This window comes from Nocardia sp. No.11 (genome assembly GCF_038752175.1).
In the GTDB taxonomy this organism is placed as follows: Bacteria; Actinomycetota; Actinomycetes; order Mycobacteriales; family Mycobacteriaceae; genus Nocardia; species Nocardia canadensis.
Window position 1 is genome coordinate 1 of sequence record NZ_JBCGFB010000216.1, and the last position, 4,922, is coordinate 4,922.

A 4,922-nucleotide genomic window follows, 5' to 3' on the forward strand; every position below is an offset into this window, starting at 1 on the left:
GGTGGCCACCGCCTCGACGCTGCGCCATCCAGGCGGTGGCCGCCACCGCGCGGCCCGGCGCGGCGGCGACGTGCCGCTCGTCACGTCGGCCCACGTTCCCGACCACGCGTGTCGACATGGGAAGATGGTCGGCGTGTTGCGCTGGATAACTGCCGGAGAATCCCATGGTCCCGCTCTCGTCGCCCTCCTGGAAGGGATGGTCGCCGGAGTCGAGGTGACATCGGACGATGTCTCCGCACAGCTCGCGCGCCGTCGGCTCGGTTACGGGCGCGGCGCCCGGATGAAGTTCGAGGCCGACAAGGTCACCCTGGTCGGTGGCGTGCGCCACGGCCGGACCATGGGTGGTCCGGTCGCGATCGAGGTCGCCAACTCCGAGTGGCCCAAGTGGACCGAGGTGATGTCGGCCGACCCGGTCGACGCGGACGCGCTCGCCGGGATGGCGCGCAACGCGCCGCTGACCCGTCCGCGCCCCGGTCACGCCGACTACTCCGGCATGCTCAAGTACGACTTCGACGACGCTCGTCCGGTGCTCGAGCGGGCCAGCGCCCGCGAGACCGCGGCCCGCGTCGCGGCCGGCACGGTCGCCCGCAACTTCCTGCATCAGGCCTTCGGCGTCGAGGTGATCTCGCACGTGGTGTCGATCGGCACCGCGGCCAACACCACCGGCGTCATCCCCGGCCCGCACGATCTCGACGCCATCGACGCCAGCCCGGTGCGCGCGTTCGATGCCGACGCCGAGGCGGCGATGATCGCCGAGATCGAGGCCGCCAAGAAGGACGGCGACACCCTCGGTGGTGTCGTCGAGGTGATCGTCTCCGGTCTGCCGATCGGGCTCGGCTCGTTCATCAGCGGCGAGCAGCGGCTCGATTCCCGGCTGGCCGCCGCTCTCATGGGCATCCAGGCGATCAAGGGTGTCGAGGTGGGCGACGGTTTCGAGACCGCGCGCAGGCGTGGCAGCCAGGCCCACGACGAGATGCGTCCCGGGCCCGATGGTGTGCTGCGCTCGACCAACCGCGCGGGCGGTCTGGAAGGCGGCATGACCAACGGTGAGGCACTGCGGGTGCGCGCCGCCATGAAGCCGATCTCGACCGTGCCGCGCGCGCTGTCGACCGTCGACATGTCCACCGGCGAGGAAGCCGTCGCGATCCACCAGCGCTCGGATGTGTGCGCGGTGCCCGCGGCCGGTGTGGTCGCGGAATCGATGGTCGCGCTCGTGGTGGCGCAGGCCGCGCTGGAGAAGTTCGGCGGCGACTCGCTGACCGAGACCCTCGCCAACATCACCGGCTACCTCGAGCGGATCGGCAACCGCCCGCACGTGCCCGCGGACAGCCGTACGCCGTGACCGGGCCGGGACAGGAGGGGGCCGCGGAGGACAACGACGCGGGTCCCCCATCGACTGTCGACACCGGCGGGCAGGCCGACCGAGCCGTCGGCTCCGCTGACGCGGTCGGCACCGTCGACGCGACCAGCACCCGCGCCGCCGACTCGACCGGTGACCGCAGTGCCACCGTTGCGATCGCTGAGGCCGCCGCGAGCAGTGCCACCGACGCGACCGGCGACGCCGACGCGAGCGCCGATACCGAGGCGGTGACCGTACCCCGTGCCCGGGTGGTGCTGGTCGGGCCGCCGGGGTCGGGGAAGTCGACCATCGGACGCAAGCTCGCCAGGGAGCTCGGGGTCGAGCTCTACGACACCGACGCCGGAATCGAGGCCGAAACCGGCCGCTCCATTCCGGAGATCTTCGCCAACGACGGTGAACCGGAGTTCCGGCGGATCGAGGAGCTGGTGGTGCGGCGTGCCGTGCTCGAACACGAGGGTGTCGTGTCGCTCGGCGGCGGGTCGGTGCTGTCGGCACGGACCCGCGCGGCGTTGCGCACCGCGACCGTGGTCTACCTGGAAATCAGTGTGGCCGAAGGACTTCGGCGCACCGGCTCGAGCAATGCCCGCCCGCTGCTCAACGGCACCGATCCCGGTGCCAAGTACCGGGAGCTGATGCGGATCCGGCGCCCGCTCTACCGCGAGGTCGCCACCGTGCGCGTGCGAACCGACGGGCGCAGCCCCGGCCGGGTCGTGCGGATGATCCTCACCAAGCTGGGCTTGGAATCGGTGCGTACCGATCTCGACGCCGAGCGCGCCGGCGGATCCGGTACCGCCGCTTCGGGTTCGGCCACCAGCAGGCCCGGAATCGGCAGCAACCGGTCGCGGGCGCGTCGCCGCGCCAGGGCACGCGCCGCGGCCGCGCGCCGGGCGAACGAGCAGGCCACGATCGACCGGACCGCTTCGGCGGCAACCCGATCCGCCGACGCCGCGTCGAGCGGTGACTCGGGCACAGCGCAGGGCGAAGCCCGCACGACCGGCACTCGACGCTCCCGGCGTACCAGGTCCCGTCGCGGCGGGGTCCGCATCCGCTCGGCCGCGGGCACGAATCGCGACGCCGACGGCANCCGCTTCGGCGGCAACCCGATCCGCCGACGCCGCGTCGAGCGGTGACTCGGGCACAGCGCAGGGCGAAGCCCGCACGACCGGCACTCGACGCTCCCGGCGTACCAGGTCCCGTCGCGGCGGGGTCCGCATCCGCTCGGCCGCGGGCACGAATCGCGACGCCGACGGCAAGACGGCGACGCGCGCCACCGGCGGCGACCAGGCAACGCAATCCGCGGCGTCACCGGATCGCCCGGCAGGTCAGCGCGCGGGCACCCCCGTGCCGACCGGACAGCGTTCCGGATCGGGCCAGACCGGCGACGCGGACCGCTCGACCGCTCAGGGCGAGCGCACACGGCGCAACCGGCCGCGGCGACGCGGCGGCCGACGCAAGACCAACGACCAGAAAGAATCGGAGCAGCGCACGTGACAGAGCCGACCACCATCCAGGTCCGCACCGCCGACCCGTACCCGGTGATCATCGGACGCGGGCTGCTCGGCGATCTCGTCGAGGCGGTCACCGCGGGCAACGCCGTGCGGACCGTGGCGATCTTCCATCAGCCGCCGCTGGCCGAGACCGCCGAGGTGGTCCGGAAAGCGTTGGCCGACACCGGGATCGACGCGCACCGCATCGAGATCCCGGATGCCGAGGACGGCAAGGATCTGGCCGTGGCCGGGTTCTGCTGGGAGGTGCTCGGCCGGATCGGGCTGACCCGCAACGACGCCATCGTGAGCCTCGGCGGTGGCGCGGCCACCGACCTGGCCGGCTTCGTCGCCGCCACCTGGATGCGCGGCGTACGCATCGTGCACGTGCCGACCACGCTGCTGGCGATGGTCGACGCCGCGGTGGGCGGCAAGACCGGCATCAACACCGAGGCGGGCAAGAACCTCGTCGGCAGCTTCCACGAGCCGAGCGCCGTGCTGGTCGACCTGGCCACGCTGGAGACGGTGCCGCGCAACGAGATCGTGGCGGGCATGGCCGAGATCATCAAGGCCGGTTTCATCGCCGACCCGGTGATCCTGGACCTCATCGAGGCCGACCCGGAGGCCGCGCTCGATCCCACCGGTGACGTGCTGCCGGAACTGATCCGGCGCGCGATCCAGGTCAAGGCCGACGTGGTGGCGGCCGACCTCAAGGAGTCGAGCCTGCGCGAGATCCTGAACTACGGCCACACCCTGGGGCACGCCGTGGAGCGTCGCGAGCGCTACCGCTGGCGGCACGGTGCCGCTGTCTCCGTCGGCCTGGTGTTCGCGGCCGAGCTCGGCAGGCTGGCGGGTCGCCTCGACGACGCCACCGCCGACCGGCACCGCACCATCCTGGAGAGCGTCGGCCTGCCGGTCAGCTACGACGGTGACGCGCTACCGCAGCTGATGGACGCGATGCAGACCGACAAGAAGACCCGTTCGGGTGTGCTGCGATTCGTGGTGCTCGACGGGCTGGCCAAGCCGGGCCGGCTCGAGGGTCCCGATCCGTCGCTGCTGGCCGCGGCCTACTCCGCGATCGCGCGCGAGGCGTCCACCGGCGGCCCGATCCTGCTCTGAACGGCACTGTGCCCGGCGAGCGCGCTCGCCGGGCACAGTACCAACGGACTCAGACTGCCGGAGCGAACTCCGGTTGCGTAGTGGGAGAAGGGGATTCGGGGGTGCGCCGCGCGCGGCGGCGACCGAAGGCGACCCCCGCGAGCCCGGGCAGGAAGATCAGCAGCATGATGAACGACGCCGCCGAGGTCAGTTCGAACAGCGCGCCGGAGTCGCCGAGTTCGACGCCGGGCACCTGATCGAGGATCAGGCACACGGCGCCACTGGCGAGACCGGCCACGGCCCCGGCGGCCAGCCAGCGCACGGTGAGATCGTCGGTGGTGCCCGACCGGCCGTCGCGCATCCCCCAGACGACCACGACACCGACGATCACGACGAGGCAGGCGACCCGCCAGATCATGCCGTAGGTCGGCCAGAACGCCATCGCGAAGCCGAGCAGCAGCCGTAAGCCGACGACCAGCGCGCCGAGGACGGTGGCTCGTAACACCCAAGCGGTCATGTGCAACACCTTAACCGGAAAAAACTAGAACAGGTATCAATTCCGGCGATAAGGCGATCAGACCGAGGGCAGGGCCTCGTCGAGCGCGGCCGCCATCGCCGCGCGCGGCGCGGCCTGCCCGGTGAACAACTCGACCTGACCGAAGGCCTGGTTCAGCAGCATCTGCAGGCCGCTGACGACCGTATGCCCGGCGGCGGCCACCGCCTCGGCCAGCGGGGTCGGCCACGGGTTGTAGATCGCGTCCAGCACCACCGGCGCCGCCGCGACCTGGGCCGCGACCGGGGCGGCCGCCGTCGCGGGAATCGTGCTGACCACCGCGCTCGCCGTCGCGCAGACGGCGGCGAGGGCGTCGGCCTCGAAGCCGATCGTCGACACGGCCAGGCCCAGACGTTCGGCGAGTTCCAGCGCGTCACGCGCGCGGCCCGCGTCGCGTGCGACCACGGTCACCGATTCCGCGCCCAGT

Annotated in this window: 3 protein-coding genes and 2 pseudogenes; 3 read left to right on the top strand and 2 right to left on the bottom strand. The window is 72.3% G+C overall.

Going from position 1 to position 4,922, the window contains the following annotated elements; translation table 11 throughout:
- Positions 1-133 precede the first annotated feature (133 nt).
- The 3 genes and pseudogenes from aroC to aroB all read left to right on the top strand — a co-directional run bounded on the left by aroC (position 134) and on the right by aroB (position 3,963).
- On the top strand, positions 134-1,342 hold the full coding sequence (gene aroC / locus V8688_RS31205; RefSeq protein WP_342802311.1) for a chorismate synthase: 1,209 nt from the start codon (positions 134-136) through the stop codon (positions 1,340-1,342).
- A 245-nt stretch (positions 1,343-1,587) separates the two neighbouring features.
- Positions 1,588-2,253: pseudogene (locus V8688_RS31210) on the top strand (shikimate kinase); the annotation flags it as partial.
- Positions 2,254-2,847: 594 nt separating this feature from the next.
- Positions 2,848-3,963 carry a 3-dehydroquinate synthase gene (aroB, locus tag V8688_RS31215; protein ID WP_218717161.1) on the top strand — a complete coding sequence of 372 codons (1,116 nt, stop codon included), beginning with the start codon at positions 2,848-2,850 and terminating at the stop codon, positions 3,961-3,963.
- A 49-nt stretch (positions 3,964-4,012) separates the two neighbouring features.
- Here aroB and V8688_RS31220 read toward each other — a convergent pair whose 3' ends face one another.
- Complete coding sequence (locus V8688_RS31220) at positions 4,013-4,459, bottom strand: B-4DMT family transporter (RefSeq protein WP_218717162.1); 447 nt, start codon at positions 4,457-4,459, stop codon at positions 4,013-4,015.
- 57 nt (positions 4,460-4,516) lie between these two features.
- Positions 4,517-4,922, bottom strand: a pseudogene (locus V8688_RS31225) (shikimate dehydrogenase); the annotation flags it as partial.

Coding starts and splice junctions, on each gene's coding strand:
- V8688_RS31220 (WP_218717162.1), bottom strand. CDS start 4,459: ATGACCGCTTGGGTGTTACGAGCCACCGTCCTCGGCGCGCTGGTCGTC.